15 protein-coding genes are annotated in these 22512 nt (G+C 43.6%); 9 read left to right on the top strand and 6 right to left on the bottom strand.

Annotated elements, in window-relative coordinates; all coding sequences use genetic code 11:
- Positions 1-464: 464 nt before the first annotated feature.
- The 3 genes from dnaJ to grpE form a co-directional block, all read right to left on the bottom strand.
- Positions 465-1613: a molecular chaperone DnaJ gene (gene dnaJ, locus DWB79_RS00980; RefSeq protein ID WP_016522196.1), complete on the bottom strand. Its 1149-nt coding sequence runs from the start codon at positions 1611-1613 to the stop codon at positions 465-467.
- A 350-nt stretch (positions 1614-1963) separates the two neighbouring features.
- Entirely contained in the window at positions 1964-3886 is a 1923-nt protein-coding gene (gene dnaK, locus DWB79_RS00975) for a molecular chaperone DnaK (protein ID WP_016522195.1), read from the bottom strand.
- 94 nt (positions 3887-3980) lie between these two features.
- Entirely contained in the window at positions 3981-4715 is a 735-nt protein-coding gene (grpE, locus tag DWB79_RS00970) for a nucleotide exchange factor GrpE (RefSeq protein ID WP_016522194.1), read from the bottom strand.
- Between the two features lie 1260 nt (positions 4716-5975).
- Here grpE and DWB79_RS00965 point away from each other — a divergent pair.
- The 6 genes from DWB79_RS00965 (at position 5976) to DWB79_RS00940 (ending at position 12238) form a co-directional block, all read left to right on the top strand.
- Positions 5976-6803, top strand: a complete 828-nt coding sequence (locus DWB79_RS00965) for a hypothetical protein (RefSeq protein ID WP_016522193.1) — start codon at positions 5976-5978, stop codon at positions 6801-6803.
- A 96-nt stretch (positions 6804-6899) separates the two neighbouring features.
- The gene (locus tag DWB79_RS00960; RefSeq protein ID WP_016522192.1) at positions 6900-8441 is read left to right on the top strand and encodes a histidine kinase N-terminal 7TM domain-containing diguanylate cyclase; all 1542 of its coding nucleotides are present in this window, start codon (positions 6900-6902) and stop codon (positions 8439-8441) included.
- A 169-nt stretch (positions 8442-8610) separates the two neighbouring features.
- Positions 8611-9909 carry an NCS2 family permease gene (locus DWB79_RS00955; RefSeq protein ID WP_016522191.1) on the top strand — a complete coding sequence of 433 codons (1299 nt, stop codon included), beginning with the start codon at positions 8611-8613 and terminating at the stop codon, positions 9907-9909.
- 253 nt (positions 9910-10162) lie between these two features.
- Positions 10163-11098: an NYN domain-containing protein gene (locus DWB79_RS00950; RefSeq protein ID WP_206181028.1), complete on the top strand. Its 936-nt coding sequence runs from the start codon at positions 10163-10165 to the stop codon at positions 11096-11098.
- 54 nt (positions 11099-11152) lie between these two features.
- Positions 11153-11761, top strand: a complete 609-nt coding sequence (locus tag DWB79_RS00945; RefSeq protein ID WP_016522189.1) for an MptD family putative ECF transporter S component — start codon at positions 11153-11155, stop codon at positions 11759-11761.
- A gap of 93 nt (positions 11762-11854) precedes the next feature.
- On the top strand, positions 11855-12238 hold the full coding sequence (locus DWB79_RS00940; protein WP_016522188.1) for a VOC family protein: 384 nt from the start codon (positions 11855-11857) through the stop codon (positions 12236-12238).
- A gap of 36 nt (positions 12239-12274) precedes the next feature.
- Here the strand turns inward: DWB79_RS00940 and DWB79_RS00935 are convergent, their stop codons facing one another.
- Positions 12275-13441, bottom strand: a complete 1167-nt coding sequence (locus DWB79_RS00935) for an ISAs1 family transposase (RefSeq protein ID WP_016522120.1) — start codon at positions 13439-13441, stop codon at positions 12275-12277.
- A gap of 884 nt (positions 13442-14325) precedes the next feature.
- Here DWB79_RS00935 and DWB79_RS00930 point away from each other — a divergent pair.
- The 3 genes from DWB79_RS00930 (at position 14326) to DWB79_RS00920 (ending at position 19995) form a co-directional block, all read left to right on the top strand.
- On the top strand, positions 14326-17238 hold the full coding sequence (locus tag DWB79_RS00930) for an InlB B-repeat-containing protein (protein ID WP_016670508.1): 2913 nt from the start codon (positions 14326-14328) through the stop codon (positions 17236-17238).
- 125 nt (positions 17239-17363) lie between these two features.
- Positions 17364-18599, top strand: a complete 1236-nt coding sequence (locus DWB79_RS00925) for a dicarboxylate/amino acid:cation symporter (protein WP_016670507.1) — start codon at positions 17364-17366, stop codon at positions 18597-18599.
- Positions 18600-18627: 28 nt separating this feature from the next.
- Entirely contained in the window at positions 18628-19995 is a 1368-nt protein-coding gene (locus DWB79_RS00920; RefSeq protein WP_016670506.1) for a CCA tRNA nucleotidyltransferase, read from the top strand.
- Positions 19996-20105: 110 nt separating this feature from the next.
- On the opposite strand, the gene DWB79_RS00915 is transcribed toward DWB79_RS00920, so the two are convergent.
- Together DWB79_RS00915 and mgtE are read right to left on the bottom strand one after the other, a co-directional pair.
- On the bottom strand, positions 20106-20732 hold the full coding sequence (locus tag DWB79_RS00915; protein ID WP_016670505.1) for a diacylglycerol/polyprenol kinase family protein: 627 nt from the start codon (positions 20730-20732) through the stop codon (positions 20106-20108).
- 23 nt (positions 20733-20755) lie between these two features.
- A complete protein-coding gene (mgtE, locus tag DWB79_RS00910) occupies positions 20756-22105 on the bottom strand; it encodes a magnesium transporter (RefSeq protein WP_016670504.1) in 1350 nt (449 codons plus the stop codon).
- Between the last annotated feature and the right edge of the window lie 407 nt (positions 22106-22512).

Below are 22512 nucleotides of genomic sequence, written 5' to 3'. Positions count from 1 at the left end.
TGGCAATATACGGTGTATCTACTGCGTTATCTATTTCAAAAGGCTTCCGGAACTTTTTTTCTCCGTAAGCAAAATAAACGCATCAGACTTCCTTTTGAAATATACGGCGCATCTACTTCGTTACTGCGCACAAATTAATCCTCAACGTATCAAAGATACGCCTGCGGTTAATTTGTGCTTGCGCCTCGTATCTACACCGTCTCTTTCAAAAGGCTGACGAAATAGCCCCATTATTCTGCGGGCAACCGCAACAAACAGTCTGATGCGTTTACCTTCCTTGGGGGGAAATTTTGAATAAAATTTCACCCCCTTTTTTCCGTAAGCAAGGTAAATGCATCAGACAGGTGCTACACATATCGCAAAATAAGCGGCTGGAGCAGCATTTGAACCGCGTAGCGGTGAAACTCTGCTGATACAGCCGCTTATTTTGCGGGGTTATATGCCAAACGGTCTGATGCATTTACCTATAGCTTAGACAGCGGCACTATATCCGGCGCCGTGTTTTCCCCTTCCATTGCAGAAAATTCGCTTAATAGTTTCTTGCCACTGGAAGATATCCGCGTTGGTATTTTTATGATTACCTTGAAATAGAGGTCGCCGGTTCTGCCGCTTGCAGCCGGAACTCCTTCACCACGCACTCTGATAGAATCGCCGTGTTGTGTGCCTGCGGGAATTTTTACCGTCAGGCGCTTATCATTCAGCGATTTTACGGTTATCTCTCCTCCGAGCGCGGCTTGTGTCATCGAGATGGGGATTACACAGTACAGGTCATTCCCGTGCCGTTCAAATAAGTGATGTGGCTTAATAAAGATGAATACGTAGAGGTCGCCGTAATCGCCGCCGCCTGAACCTGCATTCCCCTGTTTGGGAATGGTGATACGCTTTCCTTCTTCGACACCGGCGGGAATCGTGATGATAATTTTTTGCTTTTTCCGCTCTAAGCCGGAGCCGCCGCATTTTTTGCACGGGTTTTCGATAATGGTACCCGAGCCGCCGCAGCGTCGGCACGTACTTGCAATGGAGAAAAAGCCGGTGTTCTGCCGTACCTGTCCGGTACCCTTGCAGTCGGGGCACATCTTTCTGCCGCCCCCGCCGGCGCTTCCGGAGCCTTTGCACTCCGTACAATGTTCATCGCGTGAATACTGTATTTCAATCTTCTTGCCGTATACGGCGTCGGTAAAGTCGATCTGCAAGTCATACCGAAGATTCGCTCCCCGTGCAGGGCCACCGCTTCGTGCCGAACCGCGGCTCGATGAACCGAACCCGCTGAATCCTCCAAAGCCTCCTCCGCCGAATAAGCTTTCGAACAAGTCGGAAAGACCGCCTCCTCCGCCGAAGATGTCTTCAAAACCTTGGAATGCGGACGGATCAAAACCGCCGCCCATATTTTTAACACCATCAAAACCGTATTGATCATAGACGCTGCGTTTTTTATCGTCAATAAGCACTTCGTAGGCTTCAGTCGCCTCTTTAAATTTTTCTTCCGCTTCTTTATTTCCGGGGTTTTTATCGGGGTGATATTGAATTGCCAATTTACGGTAGGCTTTTTTTATTTCATCAGCAGTAGCGGTTTTTGCTACACCCAATACCTCATAATAATCTCGTTGTGCCAAAATAAGCTCCGTCTAGGGTAAACGCAGCAAACAATTTTTTAGTATATCCCGCAGAATCCTGTAGGCTACTCAACCTTTCCTTTTAGAAATATGCGGGCATCTACTTCGTTATTCCACAAAAATTAGTCCTCGACGTGCAGAAGCACGACTGCGGGTAATTTTTGTTCATGCCTCGTATCTGCCTAGCCTATTTCTAAAAGGCTAACGGAAAGTCTATTCTTAACAAGAATAGTCTCTCCGTCTGCGCTTTGTTTCTATTTATTTGTTACGCTTACCCTTATTGTAAAAAAAATATGCGAAATTTTCAAGAAAAATTCAAGAAAATTTCGCATAGAAGAAAAACTTCTTAGTTATTTATCTTCGTCTTTTACGACTTCGTAGTCCACGTCGTCGGCGGTCCCTTTGGTGGGTCCGCTGTCGTCAGCGCCACCTGTTGCACCGGATCCGGCAGATCCCGCCGCCCCTGCCCCGGCACCCTGCTGCTTGTACATTTCTTCTGCAATCTTGTACGCAGCCTGCTGGAGCGCTTCAGTCTTGGACTTGATGTCGGCAGTATCTCCGCCTTCTACAGCCTTCTTTAAGGTTGCAACAGCATCTTCAATACGCTGCTTGTCGGCGGCGTTCACCTTATCACCCATTTCCTTTAAGGTCTTTTCGGTTTGATAGATCATCGAGTCTGCTTCGTTGCGAACCTCAACTCTTTCGCGCTCTTTCTTATCGTTTTCGGCGTTGGCTTCCGCTTCCTTCACCATGCGGTCAATTTCGCTTTCGCTCAAGCCGCTGGAACTTTCGATGCGGATGTGCTGTTCTTTACCGGTTCCAAGGTCTTTTGCGGAAACATGCACGATACCGTTCGCGTCGATGTCGAAGGTAACTTCAATCTGCGGAACGCCGCGGGGAGCCGGAGGAATACCGACCAAGTCGAAGTTGCCGAGCGTCCGGTTCTGGCTTGCCATACCGCGCTCACCCTGCAAGACATGGATGGAAACCGCCGTCTGTCCGTCAGCCGCAGTAGAGAATACCTGACTCTTGCGGGTAGGAATGGTAGTGTTACGATTGATCAACGGAGTGAACACGCCGCCCATCGTTTCGATACCGAGCGAAAGCGGGGTAACATCGAGCAACAGTACGTCTTTGACATCGCCGCCCAAAATACCGCCCTGAGTAGCAGCGCCGACCGCAACCGCTTCGTCGGGGTTTACACCCTTTGAACCTTCTTTACCGAAAATTTCTTTGATAATCTGCGCAACCTTCGGCATACGGGTAGAACCGCCTACCAGCAGGATTTCGTCGATCTGATTCGGTTCGAGCCCCGCGTCCTTTAAGGCTTTGCGGCACGGTTCTTTCGTGCGTTCAAAAAGGTCATCGGTCATCTGCTCAAACTTTGCACGGGTCAGCGTTTTCTGCAAGTGCTTGGGACCGTTTGCGTCGGCGGTGATGAACGGAAGGTTGATTTCCGTTTCTGCACGGCTGGAAAGCTCGATCTTTGCTTTTTCTGCCGCTTCGCGGAGACGCTGTAACGCCATACGATCCTGTGAAAGGTCGATACCCTGATCTGCCTTAAACTCTTTTTCGAGCCACTCAACAATGCGGTTATCAAAGTCATCGCCGCCCAAGTGGGTGTCGCCATTGGTCGATTTAACCTCGAATACGCCGTCACCCAATTCCAAAATCGAAATATCGAAGGTACCGCCGCCAAGGTCGTAGACCGCAATAACCTTCTCTTTTTTTGAATCCTTGTTAAAGCCGAATGCAAGCGAAGCCGCTGTCGGTTCGTTGATAATCCGCTTTACATCCAATCCTGCGATTTTACCGGCATCCTTTGTTGCTTGGCGCTGTGCGTCGTTAAAGTATGCAGGAACGGTGATAACCGCTTCGGTTACCGGTTCGCCTAAATAGTCTTCTGCGGTTTTCTTCATTTTCTGCAGAATAAACGCTGAAATTTCCTGCGTCGAATATTTTTTGCCATCCACTTCGATACGGACATCATCACCCTGCGGTACGATTTTATACGGAACACGTTTTAATTCGTCGGTTAATTCGCTGTACCGATGACCGATAAAGCGTTTTACCGAATAAATGGTACCTTCGGGATTGGTAATCATCTGGTTTTTAGCAGGCTGACCGACAATCCGTTCATCTTTTTTGAATGCGACGATAGAGGGTGTGGTACGTCCTCCTTCGGCATTTGGGATAACGACAGGCTCGCCACCTTCCATAATTGCAACACAAGAGTTGGTTGTTCCTAAGTCAATTCCGATAATCTTTCCCATAATAAAAACTCCTTCTTATGTACCCCAATATGGGTACTATCTTATAGTCTTATTGACGGCTCCGAAAAGCGCAAAGAGCGTGATCGAGAGCCTCTTATTTCTTCTCGGCCGGTGTAGGCATCAATACCATGACCTTTGCCGGACGGAGAATCCGTTCCTTCAATTTATACCCTTTTTGCAGTTCCGCTCCGACAGTCGGTTCCGTAACCTCCGCCGAGGGATTTGTTGCAACGGCTTCGTGAATGTCGGGGTTAAATACCTTTCCCTGTACTTCGTAATACTGCAATCCGTACTTTGACTCAAGTAGCGAAGATAAGCCGTTCCGGATCATTACAACACCCTGCATAAAGGCAGCAGCGCTCTCTTCTCCGGCCTTTTTACCCGCTTCGATTGCGCGGTCAAAGTCATCCAATATCAGCAAGAGGTCGGAAATCAAATTCGTGTTTGCGTAATCGATTGCCTCCTGCTTTTCCCTTATCATGCGCTTACGGTAGTTATCGAAATCCGCCGCCTTGCGCAGATATTGATCCTGCAATTCCTTGCATTTTGCTTCCAAAGATGCGAGCTTTTCGGCATCGGTCGGTTCCTGCTTTGCTTCCTTTGACGCTTCCGTATCCAGAGCGGTTTGTCCGGCAGCCTCATTTTCATGCTCCTGATTGCCGGTTTGCTGCTCTGGCCCCGCATGCTGTTCGGCATTTTTCGTGCTGTTGCCGTGCGGGTTTGCATCTGCAGCTTTTTTACCGGCTTCGGCGTCCGTGTTCATACCGTTCTGCTCTGTCGGCTGAGCTTCGCACTCCTGCTCATGCTTTTTTCCGTGTTTTTTTGTCATTCCTTTCCTCAAATTATCCGGCACTTTATCTGCCTGTCGGCCGAATTGCCGTTTTATTCTTTATTTGACAGATAGAAAATACTAACGGAATCGCAAATGGTCAAGAAAAAATAATTGACAGGGTAAACGTATCTGGTTGTTTTTCATATCCGCCACGGATGGCGGTGATGCTATACAGCCACAAGTTTTTGCCTTGAGCAAAAACTTGACACGAAAACTGTACAAGGAGGTGCAGTTTTCGTGTCCCCGCAGAATAATGGAGGCGGTTCGACCAGAGGGGCTGTCCAAAAACTTCAGTTTTTGGACAGTTTCCTTAGATTTAGATGCGATGTTTAAAATTAAGTCATTACTGTATAAGGACTTAATTTTAAACTCGCGGGGGTGTCGAAAAAGTAACCAACTTTTGAGACATCCCCTGGTTCAATACAGCAGCGAGATTTGTGTACGCACAAATCTCGCCTTCAATGCGCCCAAGGATGGGCGTGGGATAGGTCAGAAACAAGTTTTGGAACAAAACTTGTCCTCAACCGATGTACATGGACGTACATCGGTTGAGAGGTACACGGATGTACAACAGTCGAAGATGGTTCAAATGGTCTCACAGTCTCAATTTTCCCGCGATTCAGCTCTATTCAACTGATGCGTTTACCCTGCTGCTAGAAAAAAGGAATGTTTATTTTCAGCCGCTGAAATAGCGCGGCTGAAAAACACGTCGAGTTTGCTTACGCAAACATCGCAGATTATATGTACGCTATCGCGTACTAATTGAACAACTTCCAAAGTTGACACTTCGTTCAGTTGTTCAATTTTAAGGAAGGTTTATTTTCAGCCGCTGAAATAGCGCGGCTGAAAAACACGTCGAGTTTAACTTCCAAAGTTGACACTTCGTTCAGTTGTTCAATTTTAAGGAAGGTTTATTTTCAGCCGCTGAAATAGCGCGGCTGAAAAACACGTCGAGTTTACTTACGCAAACATCGCAGATTGTATGTACGCGTTCCGCGCACGAATTAAACAGGTTTCGAGAATTGATATTCTCTCAACCGTTGCATTTTACGGAACTTAAAGTATTATCTGTAATTCGGCTTATACGATAATTGGGATTCACCTGATAATCGGTCTTATCGCCGATACTTTTTACCCGCAACGCCCGATTTCGGCTATACGGTAAAGCATTGGAGCTTCCCTTCTAAGTAATTGAAATACGCGATAGGGTATGCACATATTTGACAGAGAAGCGGGTTTCAAACTATACTGACTTCTATGACAATAGCCGGACGTAATAGAATTTTAATTTTCAGTATCTGTATTGCTGCGCTTATGGTAGTCGGAAGCGTAAGTTGCTGTATTGCTATTGTTGCGCACAATTTACTCGCAGAACTGCCGACAGCGCCTGAAAGTACTTTTCGGTTATTAAGGCTTCCGTTTTTTGCCTATAATAATTATGCAGTCATGGTCGGTATCGCTGCACTTCCACTGATAGCGTTGGTACTGCTTATTTGCGTTTTCTTTCTTTTTGAAAAGACCCATGCACTGGAAATTTCGTTTTTTAGTTTGTTTATTTTCGCACTGTCCGTTGAAGCATTACAACTACTTTTTCCGTTGCAAGTGCGATATTCGTTATTGGTTGTTTTTATGGCTTCCATTGCACGGATTATTTTCTTTTTCCGGTTTGGAGCCTGTTTGGCGCTTTTAACATCAAGCCTCTTTGCTCATAAAACTTTTACGCGGGAAACGGGTTCTATTATTTTTTTGTTGTGTTTTATCGCTTTCGCATTGTCTCATGTTATCCCAATCGATACCATTCATACGGTTTCGTTTTTCTCGTTTTCCCGCTCTTATCGCTATCTCCTTTATTCCTTTAGCGGGATTGTCTGTGTATTGGCTGTAGCATCGTTTTTGCTGGTCGGTATCTACCGCAGTATTACCGAATACCGGAAGGCTGCGATTCGGCTGTTGGTAATGTTAATTGCATATACGCTCTTGCTATATACCGGCTCATGGTTTTTCACTGTGTTTGGTATTGGTGCACTGTTAATAGCTGGGTTCTTTTTTCTAAAAGCTATTCATCAATTTTATCTATGGCAATAGGGAACCTCTAAAAAACTCGGTTAGGTTTTTAGAGACTCCCATATAAAAAATAAAAGATTGACAACACAAAAAATCGCCCTTATAATTTTTTATATTATGAATATAAATATAACGGATGTCTTTGATTCCTTTTGCATGCTTAACGCGGCATCCGCCTTTATTATAGCGGTAGCTTCATTAAAAAAAAGCAACTGGAATCCTGTTTTTAAGTCCATCGCTTACTTAGCCGCTATGATCGGTTTTTGGAATTTAATACGCTTTTTTTTGATACAAACGCACGAGCTTCAGTTAAGTTTTATTATGACTCGTTCCATCTATATGTGTATCGCATTTTCAGCGTTGTTTTTATTTTACTATGCCCAATCTTACTGTATACCGAATTTTCCGCTTTTATATCGTAGATTAATCGCGGTTATTCCCTGTATAACCTGTATATTAAGCATTACGGCAAATCGGCACTCCTTTTTTATTAGTATAAATCCGGAAGCAGAAATATTCGATATTGGTATTCAGCCGTTTATTTACGGCCACTGGTTCTACATACATGTTTTGTACAGCTATGCGTTAATCACCCTGTCGTGTATGTTATTTTTTATCAGACTGTTTTCGCCTCAAGTAAAAAACCGCAAGGCAGTTATCGCTATAACGGTTACAGTCTGTATTTTTACCGTAATAAATATCATCGGTACGTTTATTGGTCAAACGAAACCGATAATGCTTCTTTCGCTATTCGCTCATTTGTTCAGTATTAATGTTTTGTATTTCTTAACCTATCGGGATATGGATCAAAAAGGACTCTATCTTGGCAGAAAGGACTTCTTTCAAGGTTTTAGTCAACCGGTGCTCATCTTTAATACAAAAAACGAATTACTTAAAGCAAATACCGCTGCAATGCAATTTTTTACTAAAGCAAACATCCCCATTCAACGGTATTCGTTGTATGACGATATGTTTTGCAGCCGTTTTTTTGTACCTATTCAGTCTCGAGAGCAAACCGAGTATGCTCTGTACATGCAGCACAGGGCAACGGGAAAAGTGTTCCTTTGTCATAAAAAGATAGTTGTAAACCCTCAAAACGATAAAAGTGTCGGAACAACCATTATTATGTATGATGCCGGTATGTTAGGTGAACTTATACAAAAAATTGAACAAAATGCATTTACCGATGCACTTTGTGGATGTTTAAACCGAAGCTGCTTTGAGTTGCGGAAAGAAACAATCGTACAAAATTCTGTAAAGCCTTGTCTTTTGCTTGTCGCCGATATAGACGACCTTAAAAAGGTCAACGACACATTCGGACACAACGCTGGCGACGATTATATTCAAACATGCGCTGCAATACTCAAACAAGCGATAAATACGCCGAATACGCTGTTTCGCATAGGCGGGGACGAATTTGTTGCCTTTATACCGCATTGTACCGGAACGGATACGGCAACCATCATAAAAAAAATAGAAACATTATGCACAAAGCAAAAAAAATCTTGGGCGGTTTCCATTTCAGTGGGTTCTTCGATGATAAAGAACAATCATACTGACTTAATGCAGCACTTTACACAAGCGGATAGCGCTATGTATGCGCATAAGCAAAAACGCAAACAACAGCTTGCAGAGGTTCAGCAGGCGATGTCTTCTTAACTTATGGCATCGTTAATCTGTACCGCACCGGACGCATATCCTAAAGATAAATAAGGTAGCCTAAAAAAAAGTCAAGAAGCAAAAAAATTTTCTTGCGGAAACAAACATTTCGTGCTACACTGGTAATAGCGCTGATTGGTACTCATTTATTCTAAAAGGAGGCTACTTTATGGAAAAACTCTTTCAGCTTCAAGCGCACAAAACAAATGTGCGTACCGAAATCATTGCAGGCTTAACAACATTCCTTGCAATGGCGTATATCCTTGCCGTTAACCCGCTCATTTTAAGTGATGCGGGCTTAAACCCCGGCAGTGTGTTTACGGCTACCGCATTATCTGCGGCAATTGCAACCTTGATGATGGCGGTACTCGCTAATCTGCCTGTTGCACTCGCTCCCGGTATGGGGTTAAATGCTTTCTTCACGTATACCGTCGTTATCGGAATGAAGTATTCACCCGCTACTGCATTAACGGCAGTATTCCTCGAAGGGTTGCTGTTTATTCTGCTGTCTTTTTTCAATGTACGGGAAGCAATCGTTGAATCAATCCCCATCAATCTGAAAAAAGCTGTTGCAGCAGGTATTGGACTTTTCATCACCTTAATCGGTATGAAAAATGCGGAAATTATCGTTGATAACCCTGCAACGTTAGTCGGTCTCGGCAACGTTACTTCGGGACCCGCCCTATTAGGAATTATCGGCTTGGTTATTACCGCAGTTTTGTATGTGCTGCGTGTTCCGGGATCAATTCTTCTTGGAATTTTGATTACTACCGTAATCGGTATTCCGATGGGGGTTACCGTACCGTTTGGCGGTTGGGAAAATTGGTCAATCGTAAGCGTGCCGGCAGCTCCGGTTTTCTGGAATTTTGATTTTAGCAATGTATTCAGTTTCCAGTTCTTTACAGTATTCTTCTCGTTCCTTTTTGTCGATATTTTTGATACGGTCGGTACTTTAGTCGGTGTTACCAACCGTGCAGGGCTTGTCGACAAAGACGGGGACATTCCGCGAGTAAAGCAAGCGTTATTATCCGATGCTATCGGTACGGTTTTCGGCGCTATGATGGGAACCTCTACGGTTACCAGCTTTGTCGAAAGTACTTCCGGTGTAGCAGCCGGCGGACGAACCGGTTTAACAGCGTTGACAACCGGTGTGTTCTTCTTAATTGCGTTGATTTTCTCACCGCTTTTCTTATTAATCCCGTCAGCAGCTACTGCGCCGGCTCTTATCATTGTCGGATTCCTGATGCTGAGTGCCGCAGCCGAAATCGATTTCACAGATCCTACGGAAGGTATTCCGGCATTCTTAACAATCGTTATGATGCCGTTTGCCTACAGTATCGCCGAAGGTATCGTTTACGGTATCATGTCCTATGTTATTTTGAAGGCGGTAACCGGTAAGTTTAAGCAAATCCCGCTTATTACATGGGTATTGTTCGTTATCTTCCTCTTAAGGATTATTTTCAATTAAACTATGGAAGTGCTGATTAAAGCGAGGAGCGCATTTAATCAGTACTTCCTCTTGTTTCTCATAAGTCTTTAATTGCCTATAATATATAGACTTATTACGAAACAAGAAATTTTAATATTAACACTGGTTAATTCGCATTCGAATTAGTCAGTGTTTCCCTATTCCACAGTTAAAAAATTTCGGGCATTCATTAGGGTATGAATGCCCTTTTTTTATGCTTGCAAAAGATACAAATAAGAATACAATAGTTGGTATGGATAGAAAATATGTATTGCTAATCGACGGTGACAATATCCCGCCGAGTTTTTTGGAATCTATCATCACCGAGGTTTCTAAGGAAGGTGAATTACTGATAAAGCGTTTATACGGCGACTGGACAACACCGAATATGAACGGATGGAAAAATTGGCTTGAAAAAATTCCCATTCGTCCGGTGCAGCAATTCCGCAACGGTCCGAATGCAACTGATAATACCATTATCATGGATGCTATCGAGTTGGCTAATACCAATAAAAGCATTAACGCTGTTTGCATCGTTTCGACGGATTCAGACTACTACAGTCTTGCCCTTAAATTGCGGGAATACGGCCTTTATGTACTCGGTATTGGAAAACAAAACGCTAAGGCGCTTTGGGTAAATGCCTGCAATGAATTTAAGTATCTGGAAAATCTCGATAGCGCTGCAACCCCTGAAGAGGAAAGTCAAGACTCCCCCTTCGATTCTCTGGAGAAATTGCTGAACCATGCCTATAAAAACTCACGAATGACGGAAGACGGATGGGTCAGTCTTTCCGATTTGGGAAAATCTATCAGGCGGAGTATGCCGGAATTTGATCCCCGATCATATAACCATAATACCTTACGAGAAATTCTTGAAGCCTTTCCCGATCAATATGAAATGACAACCGATAAACTGGTTCCGCCCAACCATTGGATTAAAGCGAAAGAACAACAAAAAAGCGATATGCTGAGCGGTACCATTAAACGTTTTAAGGGAAACTGGGGAATCATCGAAACCGTTGATCACGGCGATTTCTACTTCGGTCTTACGAACCTTACTAAATCGTCTCGCCGCAAAAAAATTACGGAAGGAATGCAGGTGCGCTTCAAGGTGTTTAAGGAACCGAATGCAAACGGGGATAACTTTGCTGAACGAAACGGTAAAGCAACGGATGTGGAACTCCGATAGACGGCTTTGTTATATACTGCTATTACGTATGCAAATATAAGGAGTTACAAAACGATGACTTCAACAACATCATCTTTATCAGATAAAAAAATGGGCATTAAGGATTTTATCTATACAGGTGTATTCGGTGCGATATACATTGTGCTGCTGCTGATTATTATGATAGGATCTGCCGCAATCTCGCCTATTCTCTATTTTATGGCGCCGCTGATCGTTGGCTTGGTGTGCAGCACGGTGTATATGTACTGCATGCTGAAAGTACATAAGTTCGGTACGGCTTTGATATTTGGCGTACTTTTTACGGTTACGACCTGTTATCAAAGTTTATATGCGATACTCTTTTCATTAGCAGCGGCGCTTACGGCAGAGTTGATTCTATTCTTGGGTAACTATAAATCGCAGAAGATGTATTTGCTGTCCTTTGTATTTTTTAATCTGAATATGTCTGCGCCGACTATACTATTGCTTTTTAATTACAGCCGGTTTATGAGCCTTGCGGAAAAACGCAGAGGTTTCACTTATGCACAGTCACTTGCCAAAGTAGCATTCAATGGGAAGATATGGTATGCTATTTTATGCTGCGCTGTTATCGGCGGAATAGGAGGGGCGCTTATCACAAAGAACCTCGTTAAAAAATATTTCGAAAAAAACGAAACCGTATAAATACCGGAAGAAAATATGGTAGTAAGCGAAGTTAAACCCTATCAACAAAGGAAGTAAAAATAATTACCTCAATGACAATTACGGAAGCCTGAAATGAAGATTGAACATATTGCCATGTATGTCAATGATTTGGAAAAAGCAAAAGACTTTTTTGTTGACTATTTTGGCGGACACCCCAATGCCGAGTACCATAATAAAACGACAGATTTCCGTTCATATTTTATCACCTTTGATGAAGGTGCACGGCTGGAAATTATGAAAAAACCTCACGTAGCTGATTGTGAGAAACCTCTTGCGCGTACAGGCTATATCCATATTGCATTTTCCGTCGGAAGCAAAGATGCGGTTGATGCCTTAACTGAAAAACTTAAAAAGGCAGGCTTTGAAGTTGTGAGTGGGGCGCGGACTACCGGAGACGGATATTACGAAAGTTGTATTGTCGCAATTGAAGATAATCAAATTGAAATTACGGTGTAATCTGGTATACCGCTAACGGCAATAGCAGCACGGAAATCAATTTTTGTCTAAAAGCGGTAATAAGTCGTGAGGATTCATAAGCGCGCGGAACATAATACCGTTCAAAGCCAGTTTTGATTGAGTTTCCCGCTTGTATATGCGCACGATATTAAGCGCTACTTTATGGAGCATATTCAGATTCTGCTGTATATTCTTACTCTGAATCCTGCATTTATCTTCGTCAAAATGAACATCAAGCAACCAGTGCATCGATTCTACCGACCATTCAGTTCTCGCATGATGTAAAAGCTCCTCGGCACTCAACACTTTACTTGAAATATAATAGTGCCATTGCTCCGTTACCCCTTTGTCTGTCTCAAATCGTGTATGCACCACTCCAATGCATTTAACAGCCGGCCATACCCTGCCTCCCGGCTGCCATTCAACATCATCAGTAGTATACGCACTTCTCGTTTCTATCCGTCCGTGTCCTTTTTCCGTTTGGGTAACGCTATCCATCGTTGAACGTAGTTTTTCATCTTGGACATACGCTGCTATATCGTTCATCAACTCTTTCTGATTACCTTTCGCACTTAATAAATAGTCGGCTTTTGCATCGATAATTGCCTGTGCAGTCTGTATTTGACAGTTTAAAGCATCGGCAACTACCATGCATCCTTCTATCTCAAGTGTCTTTATCAGCTCTTGTACCGCCGGTATCTCGTTACTCTTTGATTGCACTGTTTCCTGCGCAAGAGTGAGCCCTAGTTCGCCTATCTGCGCGCTGACAATGTGTAACGGACTGTCATACTTCTTCATTTTCCCTGTCGAGCGGATTTCTTTCCCGTCTATTGCAATCGTCAAGCTTTTTTTCTTCTTCTTATTTTGCTCTTCTTCTTCCGCTTCAAGCTTTTCCGCAAGATGCGGTACCAATGAGCTTACCCAGTTTTTCATACACCGATTAAGTGATTCAGGGCTTACCATTGCCAAAAGACTTAACAGCCACCAGTAACACGGTATTCTTTTTATACCGAATTCTTTTTCAAGAAACACTTTTACATGCTCACTCGTTGCCCACGCATGTATTTTCTTTACGCTTTTCAGATCGCAGAGGCTTCCCAAAATAACGATGATAACCGCATCTTTTATGCTGCAAAAATATCCGTCGTACTCCCGCTCGCTTTGAAGCACTTCAAGTGCATCTTCTAATTCTTCCCACCTCATGCTCTCACTTTAGCATTTTTTCTTCTGTTTTAATACCTTCACTCAAAAATTGATTTCCGTGCAATAGCAGTACTAAACAAGTATGACATTTATTCGTATATTACAATGATCTAAAACTATCATTCACCGAGGATGTGTAGAGAAATGAAATATGATGCACCGCCTGTTGTTGTCAATTTTTTCTATCATGAGCGAATTAAAAAATCGGCGCGGGGAAAATATCTTACAGCCGATTATACTATTTGAATATCAGTATTACGGTAACGCAACCGGTTATCGATTGCAGTCAAATTGAGCATTGCTGAAACTTGCTGCGGTTTTCTTATTCTAAACAATAACCAAATCTGTTACAATGTACAGCGACAATCGATGAAATTCTGGCGGTGATTGATGTGGTTGTGTTACCGCTGAAACGATATTCGCAATATTGCACAAGCCTGTGCAGCATGTGGCAGCAGTAAACAGGGCAGGTGTGCGATGCAAATTCGGTAGTGAGCGCAACGATCGAAGTTCTCGCCGAAAGCATATCCTTTGTTCGAGGAGGCGGAGAAATGTACGCTATGCCGTCAAACAAGGCGGTCTCCATAACTACGATGCAGTCGCTGAATACACTTGCCCCCCCCCCGTCCCTCCCAAAAATCAGTCTTATGCGGTTACTAAATCTGTTCGGAAACTTCCGTTTCGGAATAGGGTACCTTTAAATGGGATGTTCTAAATCGTGCTATTTGTATGATTTAGAACAGGGATTCCGCATTATAAATAGTGTCAAAAAAACAGTAGCTCACACGGTATAAAAGATGGTAAAATGTTCTTGGGGTGGAAGAATGGAGGTCTCTGTATAAAAAGAATGGAGGTCTCTGTATAAAAAGAATGGAGGTCTCTTTATGAAAAAAACGATACGTTTTTTTATGGTCATGCTTTTAGCCTTTACGGTTCAAGCATTTTTTATAAGCTGTGGCTCCAGTATTGGTTCCGGAGGCAGCGCAACATATTACACCATCACTTATCACAAGAACTATGACGGTGCAACAGCTCCGACTTATTGGTTAAAATACAAAGAAGGCGAAACTGCATCTTTTCGATCGGAATCAAGGAAGGGGCATGAGTTTTTGGGGTGGGCAAAAACAGCAGAGGCAGCCACTCCCGAATACAAGGCAGGCGATAGCGTAAAAGTAAGCTCAGACCTTAATTTTTATGCGGTTTGGAAAAAAATTGAATCTTTTAAAGTTACTTTTGACGCAGGATTTATAAAAGACGGCGACAGTGAGGCGGAAACGAAAATTCAAACGGTAAACGTTTCTTCCTCAAGCGAAAAATTTATATTGGATAAAAATACATTTACTCGTACCGGCTATGTTTTTGCGGGCTGGAGTAAAACAAAAACTTATTCATACGATTCCTATAAGATTGCCTACAAAGACGCAGAAGGTGTGGAATATTTTTACGAAGACACAACACTTTATGCCGTGTGGCTTGAACAATCACAATGCATCACGATTACATATAACAAAAATGACGGTTCCGCAACGCCGGAAGAAACATCTTATTATGTTAAAAAGGGAGAAACTTTTACGCTGCGGGCGAACACTTTTACAAGAGACGGAATGTCTTTTGCCGGCTGGTCAAAATCAAAAAGTTCAAAGAAAAAAGAATACGCCGACAAAGCGGAAATATGGTCATTTTACGCGGACAGCGACATGACGCTTTACGCACTTTGGCATGACGACGCGCATTACGTCATCACCTACTATTCAAACTTCGAAGGTTCAACGTACAACTACAAAGAACAGACTTTAGAAAAATCGGAAAGCGGCGCAACTGGAAACCTTTTGAAAAATACATTTGAACGCACCGGCTACGTTTTCTACGGCTGGTATACTTCAAGCAGTCTTCCAAAAACTTATGGAACGGTGTCGAATTTTTACACCGACGAATCAAAAATCACTTTGACGGAAGATAAAGATTTATACGCCTGCTGGCTTGAAGACAAATCTTCGGAGGCGGTAAAACTTACGTTCAATAAAAATGACGGAACTGCAACGCCGGAAGAAACAAGCCAGTATGTAAAATACGGAAGCGAACCGAGTTATAGTTATTGGGGAGGAAAGCCCACAAATTATAATAAATTGAAATCCAATACATTTATTCGAGAAAACTATGAATTCTTAGGCTGGTCAAATTCATCTTATTCAACAAGCGCTACGTACACGGACGCTCAAACAGACGTTTACTTTACTGCAAACACTACATTATATGCTGTCTGGCAGTACAAGGGACCGGTTGTTATCACTTTTGACGGAAACGGCGGAAAAGATTCCGACGGAAACACTACCGCAACGCAGACTATAACCGCAAACACTTACACTGAATTAAAAGCAAACACCTTTGCAAAAGAAAATTACGGTTTTGCAGGTTGGGCTAAAACCAGCGACGCAACATACGGAAAATATGACGATAAAGAAAGAGTAAAATTCTCAGAAGCCGCAATCACACTTTACGCCGTATGGAAGGAAAATCCTGTAATCACATTCAACGGAAACGGAGGCACTACAAGCGGCGGAGAAACGACAACGACGCAGAGTATGCCTTATGGAGTTTCCACAGCCTTAAATGAAAATCCGTTTACAAAAGCCGGAAGTACTTTTATCGGCTGGAATACATCTGCAAGCGAAACGTTTGCTCAATACACCGATAAAGAAAGCATATCTATTTATGCAGATAAGACATTTTATGCGGTTTGGAAAGACGACATAGTTTTGACTTTTAATGCAAACGGAGGTGTCGGAAGCGATTTTACAAAAACCGTAGCATACGATACGGCAAGTTCTTCGTACAAATTTATCGTTCCGGAAAATACGTTCACAAGGGCAGGTTATGTCTTCATGGGCTGGGGAAATCATACAAATTCTACATACGTGTCGTACAAGGCAGGAGAATCGGCATCCGCTTCAGAAAACAAGATTTTGTATGCAATATGGGCAAAAGAATCCGTTACGGTAACATTTGACCCCAATACTGAAAACGGCGGAAGCGGAATAGCATTTACTCTCAATCTTTTGCTGAACACAGTTACGCTAAAATACGAGGGAACATTGCCTGCAAACACGTTTACGAATTCAAACGGAAATTTTGTAGGCTGGAGCACGTACAAAAAACCAAGTTCAGGTTACCAAATAGAACAAATAATGAGTGCGGGATTGGAAGTTTCCCTTTCCAATTCACAGTTGCCGAATAGCGAAGGCTTTACGCTGTATGCCGTCTGGAATCCGAAAACGTATACTGTAACATATAATCTTGGCGGCAACGGTACAGACATCGTAAAAACCGTGACGAACACCGCAGAATACGGCAAAAGTATAAATTATGCTTTGGAAGCGGCTCCTGCAAGTGAGCTGAGTTACTACAGTTTTATAGGCTGGTCAAATTATAACGGAATGTATCCCGACTTTAGTGCAGGACAAACAGTAAAACTTGACGACGATGAAACTTTCTATGCCGTATGGAAACTTGGTGTAATTTTGGATACGTCAGGCACAGTTTCCTCAAGTTCTCAAGTAAGTTTCCCGTTTAAACTGTTAAAAGAAACAAGATTAGTTTTTGCTGCCACGGCAAGCGGCTCCAGTGGTCTTGATTTCTGGCTCTATAACAGTAACAGTGTAATGATTTCAAACAAAACAAAACTAACATCTGAGACTTACACCTTAAAGTTACAAGCGGGAACTTATAAATTGGTTATAAACAATGGTAATGTTTTGCATGGTAAAGATTACACAATAAAGATAACCCCTGCAGAGTAAATGTATACCGGCTCCGGTCAGCTAAAAGCGGCCGGGGCTGTGTTTTTCGTGCGGAGGATTAGAAAACTCAAGAGCACTGAGCGCTGAGTTGACGCAGTACAATCTTTGGGTTACACTCAATCGTTATGAAAATTTGGTTGAAATATTTTATCGGTATCGTGCTGGGGATAACCTTTGCTCTTGTTGCCGGTGCCGAAAATACGCTGTTTGTACAGGCTGTAGACTTTTTATCAAAAGCGGCAATACAGTTCGGAAGGTATGCCCTCTATCCGGCAGTCTTTTTCGGATTTACGCTCAGTATCTTTGAATTACGCGAAAACAGAAGTTTGCTCAAAGTTGCGATTATTACAAGTCTCATTATCTGCGGCGCTGCATTATTACTGTCCTGTATCGGATTAATATCCGTACTTATTCATACACCGGCACGTATACCCATTTTTGTAGAAGGCATATCCGATGTACAAGTTCTTGGGGTGAGAGAATCGCTGTTACAATTGCTTCCTTCCAGTTCTTTCGAAGCGCTGGTAAACGGAACCTATATCCTACCGCTCTGCATTTTCGGCGGATTCGCAGGAGCAGGTTGTGCAGTTGACAGAAATATTGCAAAACCAACCATCACGCTTATCGATTCCCTTGCGCGGATTTCTTATGCAGTACTGGTCTTTTTTGTGGATATGCTGGTATTCGGTATGGTAGCCATTTCGTCCTATTGGATGATTAAATTTCACGAAATGCTGTTGACTGCGGTTTTTGTCGATTTTGCAATTCTGCTTATTGTCGACCTGTTGATTATCGCCCTTGTTATTTATCCCGCATTATTAAAGATCTTTTGCCGCGATATAAATCCCTATCGAGTTCTCTATGCAAGCCTCGCCCCCATGATGGCAGCCTTTTTTTCACAGGATACCCATGTTGCACTCAGTGTATTGCTGCGTCACTCCAACGAAAGTCTTGGTGTACGCCGGCGTATTTCTTCCGTTGTCCTTCCTGTTTTCTCCATTTTAGGAAGAGCGGGGTCGGCTTTAGTCATTACCGTCAGTTTCGTTGTGATTTTAAAATCTTATTCAATTAACGTATTTAGGATAGCTTTTAGCGATATATTTTGGCTGGTGGGATATGCCTCTCTCTTTTCGTGTCTGCTCGGACGGTTTCCTGCAGGAGGAACGTATATTGCGCTTACATCCTTGTGTATGCTTTACGGACGGGGCTTTGAGTCAGGATATTTAATTTTACGTCCGGCTGCCTTTTTTATCGGCTCCGTCGCAGCAGCAATTAACGCATTAACTGCAATAACGGGAACCTATATCACAGCATATCGATTCAATATGACCGGTAGAAAAGATTTACGATTCTTTATTTAGCCGGAATTCGATACTGAAGTACAAAGCCATGGAACAAAAATTTCCCGTTCCGTCTCTACTCAAAGAAATCAGCGGATATTTCCATGAAGCGGGTTTTTCCGCATATCTCGTAGGCGGGGCTGTCCGTGATTTTTTCTTAAAGAAAAAAGCAAGCGATTGGGATATTGCAACCGATGCGCCGCCACAGGAAGTAATGCGCTTATTCCGGCGGACAATTCCAACGGGTATAGAACACGGTACCGTTACCATCATCTATAAAAATAAACATATTGAATGTACGACTTTTCGTACCGAAGCGGAGTATACCGACGGACGGCACCCCGCAGCCGTTTCGTATACCGCAACGATAGAAGCAGACCTTGCCCGTCGCGACTTTACGATGAATGCGATTGCGGTTTCTCTTCCTGACGGAGCAATCGTCGATCCCTTTAACGGCAGAGCCGATATCCATACAGGGCGGATTCAAACAGTCGGGACTCCGCTTGACCGATTTTTAGAGGATGGCTTACGCCCCGTCCGTGCGGTTCGCTTTGCAGCGCAGCTCGGCTTTACTGTTGATGCGGGAACACTGCAAGCAATTCCGCAGGCTCTGCATATCACCAAAAAAATTTCGATTGAACGATTCCGCGAAGAGTTTACAAAAATGCTCAGCTGTCAAACCCCGCTTATCGGCTTGCGGTTAATGGAAAGTACAGGGCTGCTGAATCTCTTTATCCCGGAGCTGATGGAATGCCGCGGCGTTGAGCAGGGGAGCTATCATCACTTTGATGTACTCGACCACAGTTTTCTGGTATGCAATGCCTGCCCTGCAGGAATGGAACACATCCATATCCGGCTCGCGGGGCTTTTCCACGATATTGGGAAGCCTGCTACCCGCAAAGAAGCGGCGGACGGCAGCTGCACCTTTTACCGCCACGAGGCTGTCTCCGAAAAAATGACCCGCAGCATTATGCGGCGGCTAAAATATTCCAATGCCGAAATAGAAAAGACCGCTCATTTAGTTGCCGAACACATGTTTCATTATGATCCTTCTTGGACTGATGCCGCCGTTCGCCGTTTTATCGTCCGTGTCGGAAAAGAAAATATCGATGATTTATTTGCGTTACGAAAAGCGGATGTTTTCGGGCTCACCGGTACGTATGCGAAGCCGAGCTTTATTGTAGAATTTACGGCACGGATTGATACGCTCCTCAAAGAGGACGGGGCATACAGCCTTAAAGATTTAGCGGTTAACGGAAAAGATTTAATGGCGATCGGTATTCCCGCAGGAAAATGTCTCGGTCTGGTTTTGCATGATCTTTTGGAAACAGTGTTGGACGATCCTGCGCAAAACACCAAAGAGACGCTCTTACCTATTGCCTCTGCGCTTTATGAGCGAATACAACAGTTTCAATAGGTGATGCCGTTTTTCGTCTTATCATTCGGATATGCGTATAAAATTATACCTTGCCGGCAATTTTCGGTGCTTTTTGATGAACGCTGAGTAATGGAATAGCCAAAAAGAACTTACGCACGGAGAAACAAGGCAAGGAAGCCGATAGCCACCGGTATTAAAAGGTTGTCATAATCTTTAAGGGGGAGCATTTCGATACCGGCGCCCACAATACCAAGTATAAGGCTTTTCCAAAAATTCCTGCTGACAGCAAAGGACGAAAGGAAGACTGCTGCAAAGCAGGCTAAACTTCCCGCAACCGTTTTATCCTTAAAAAAAGCTAATCGTATTTTACCGAAGCGCTTCCCCACAAGGCTTGCAAGACCATCCCCAAAAGCAAGTGCAAATATTGCAATCTTTGCCGTATGCATGGGAAAGAGAAGAAGCGCAAGGAGTATCCCGCCGGCAAGTGTCAGCGGTCCTAAGACAAACCGTCCTTTATCACGTTTCCGTGATGCATAACGGGTAATATGCGCAATGATACCAAGTTCATAGCCGCGCATACGGAGAAATTCTGAAATACAGTAGAGCAGGCTGATAACGACAATGCCGATAATTGTCAGGGTATACCAATGTTCAGCAAAGACAACGGTTAAAGCCGATGACAGATGAATGGTTTTTCTGAAAACTTCAACCAACAGCTCTTCGACAGATGCAGTCTGAGAAAATGTACGGTACCGGAAACGCTCAAACCATTTCATATAATCCCGATAAATGTCGAACCTTAAAACAGTAAGAAGCCTGCAATCTTAAAATAGACAATAAGACTAACCGCATCTACAATCGTGGTGATGAGCGGTCCTGCCATAATAGCGGGATCCATGTGGAGCCTTTTTGCGAGAATCGGTAAAAGACCGCCGGTAAGTTTTGCAATCGTAACGGTTACAACAAGTGTTAAGCCGACGCTGGCAGAAACAAGAACCGGTTTACCGTCCAAGAAACAAGATTTTACAAAAATAGTCAGTCCGAGCAGCGCACCCACCATAATTGCGATACGGAGTTCTTTCCATAATACTTTCGCCCAGTCGCGCAGCTGAATTTCGCCGGTCGCAAGACCGCGGATAATTAATGTCGATGACTGACTACCTGAATTTCCGCCGGTATCCATCAGCATAGGAATAAAAGAAGTGAGTATGGTAAGCGTCGCCAGCAGCTCAGTGTAGTGTTCGATGATCTTGCCGGTAAAGGTTTCCGAAACCATCAAAAGCATCAGCCAACCGATACGGTGCTTGGCAAGTTTAAAAACGCCGGTGTTCAGGTAAGCATCTTCAGACGGCTGCATAGCGGCCATGATCTGGAAGTCTTCGGTAGCCTCCTGTTCCATAACATCCATCACGTCGTCAACCGTGATAATACCGATCAGCCGTTTTTCCGCATCGACAACAGGCAAGGCAAGGAAAGCGTATTTCTTAAAAACTGCGATAACGCTTTCTTGGTCATCGTGAGTGTTCACATAGATACATTCGCTTTCAAAAATATTTTCAATCAGTTCCTGTTCGGGCGCCAGCACCAACTCTTTTAATGAAACGATGCCCTCAAGCACCCTGTTCGCATCTGTTACATAACAGGTATAAATCGTTTCTTTTTTAAGCCCCGTCTCTCTGATGTAGTCCAACGCCTGTTTTACCGTCATCGTCTTTTTAAGGCTGACGTATTCAATCGTCATCAGGCTTCCTGCGGAATCGGGAGGATATTTGAGGAATTGATTGATGAGCTTACGTTCTTCTTCGCCGGAGTTTGCTAAAATCTTTCTGACGGCATTCGCAGGCATCTCTTCCACAAGGTCTACGACATCGTCAAACGCAAGTTCGTCCAGAATAGGACCGAGTTCTTTATCTGTAATCGATGAAATAAAAGCACTTTGCTGCTCGCTCGAAAGGAGTGCAAATACCTCAGCAGCAAGGTCTTTCGGAAGCATTCTGAAAAGAAACACCGCATTTGCCGCATTTTCTTTATCCAATATTTCCGCTACATCGACCGCATTCATCTCGGCGAGTTCTGCAATTAAAGCCACGTAGTGCCTATTGTCGAGCAGTTCTTGAATCCGCTCCATTTCCTGCGTTTTATCTTCCATAATTAGGTGCTAGTATACTTAAAACGGATGGTTTCTGCTATAGGGCTCACAGAATCAGGGTAAACATATTGGGCATTTTTTACGACCCCCGCAGAATTATTGAGGCTGTTCAACCAGAGTTGAACCTCTTCGCGGTTCAAATGGTCTCACAACCTCAATAATTCTGCGATTTTATATACTCAGCCTGATGTGTTCACCCGTCTGCTAGGAAAAATGTGCGAAATTTTATTTCCTTAAAATGCAACAGTTGAACAAAGTATGCACCTTGGAAACTGTTGCATTAGTGCGCGAAAAGCGCACACATCAATACGCAAGTTTTCGAAAGAAAACTTGACGGTTAAGGTGAGCGGCGTCATTGTTAGACGCTCACCTTATACCTATGAAATTTCGCACAGACGGAAGGCAAC

It is taken from the genome of Treponema medium (assembly GCF_017161265.1).
GTDB lineage: Bacteria > Spirochaetota > Spirochaetia > Treponematales > Treponemataceae > Treponema > Treponema medium.
Note: the sequence above shows the minus strand (reverse complement) of the source record. Positions and strands in the feature narration are given on the sequence as shown.

Bases quoted from the DNA above. Each gene is read 5' to 3' on its own strand.
- dnaK (WP_016522195.1), bottom strand. From the start codon at position 3,886: ATGGGAAAGATTATCGGAATTGACTTAGGAACAACCAACTCTTGTGTT.
- grpE (WP_016522194.1), bottom strand. From the start codon at position 4,715: ATGACAAAAAAACACGGAAAAAAGCATGAGCAGGAGTGCGAAGCTCAG.
- DWB79_RS00965 (WP_016522193.1), top strand. From the start codon at position 5,976: ATGACAATAGCCGGACGTAATAGAATTTTAATTTTCAGTATCTGTATT.
- DWB79_RS00960 (WP_016522192.1), top strand. From the start codon at position 6,900: ATGAATATAAATATAACGGATGTCTTTGATTCCTTTTGCATGCTTAAC.
- DWB79_RS00955 (WP_016522191.1), top strand. From the start codon at position 8,611: ATGGAAAAACTCTTTCAGCTTCAAGCGCACAAAACAAATGTGCGTACC.
- DWB79_RS00950 (WP_206181028.1), top strand. From the start codon at position 10,163: ATGGATAGAAAATATGTATTGCTAATCGACGGTGACAATATCCCGCCG.
- DWB79_RS00945 (WP_016522189.1), top strand. From the start codon at position 11,153: ATGACTTCAACAACATCATCTTTATCAGATAAAAAAATGGGCATTAAG.
- DWB79_RS00940 (WP_016522188.1), top strand. From the start codon at position 11,855: ATGAAGATTGAACATATTGCCATGTATGTCAATGATTTGGAAAAAGCA.
- DWB79_RS00935 (WP_016522120.1), bottom strand. From the start codon at position 13,441: ATGAGGTGGGAAGAATTAGAAGATGCACTTGAAGTGCTTCAAAGCGAG.
- DWB79_RS00930 (WP_016670508.1), top strand. From the start codon at position 14,326: ATGAAAAAAACGATACGTTTTTTTATGGTCATGCTTTTAGCCTTTACG.
- DWB79_RS00925 (WP_016670507.1), top strand. From the start codon at position 17,364: ATGAAAATTTGGTTGAAATATTTTATCGGTATCGTGCTGGGGATAACC.
- DWB79_RS00920 (WP_016670506.1), top strand. From the start codon at position 18,628: ATGGAACAAAAATTTCCCGTTCCGTCTCTACTCAAAGAAATCAGCGGA.
- DWB79_RS00915 (WP_016670505.1), bottom strand. From the start codon at position 20,732: ATGAAATGGTTTGAGCGTTTCCGGTACCGTACATTTTCTCAGACTGCA.
- mgtE (WP_016670504.1), bottom strand. From the start codon at position 22,105: ATGGAAGATAAAACGCAGGAAATGGAGCGGATTCAAGAACTGCTCGAC.